Origin of the sequence: Thalassolituus sp. UBA6592 (genome assembly GCF_002433655.1) — a bacterium.
Lineage (GTDB): Bacteria > Pseudomonadota > Gammaproteobacteria > Pseudomonadales > Oceanobacteraceae > Venatoribacter.
In genome coordinates this window covers 1,129-1,513 of record NZ_DJIO01000016.1, presented here as the reverse complement: position 1 = coordinate 1,513, position 385 = coordinate 1,129, and the positions used below count along the sequence as shown (strand labels likewise).

The 385-nt window shown below is 51.7% G+C and carries 1 protein-coding gene; it reads left to right on the top strand.

Annotation, left to right across the window (positions count from 1 at the left end; all coding sequences use genetic code 11):
• The coding region (gene pth / locus B2Z72_RS01370) for an aminoacyl-tRNA hydrolase (RefSeq protein ID WP_297004029.1) at positions 1-385 on the top strand (385 nt) is incomplete at both ends.

Below are 385 nucleotides of genomic sequence, written 5' to 3'. Positions count from 1 at the left end.
GGTGCAGAATATGAAAATACCCGCCACAATGCCGGTGCATGGCTGGTCGAAGACCTGGCCCGCAGTGAAGGCATTCGTCTGAATCCGGACAAAAAATTCCACGGCCTCAGTGGCAAAGGCTTTATTGGTGGCCAGGAATGCTGGTTACTGATCCCCACCACATTTATGAATCTCAGCGGACAGGCCGTCCAGGCGCTGGCGAATTTCTACAAAATTAAGCCGGAAGAGATTCTGATTGTGCACGATGAACTGGATATGCCTCCGGGTCAGGCCAGATTCAAAACCGGCGGAGGTCACGGTGGCCAGAATGGGCTGCGTGATATTATTGCCAAACTCGGTAACAACAAAAATTTTCATCGTCTGCGTATTGGCATTGGCCATCCGG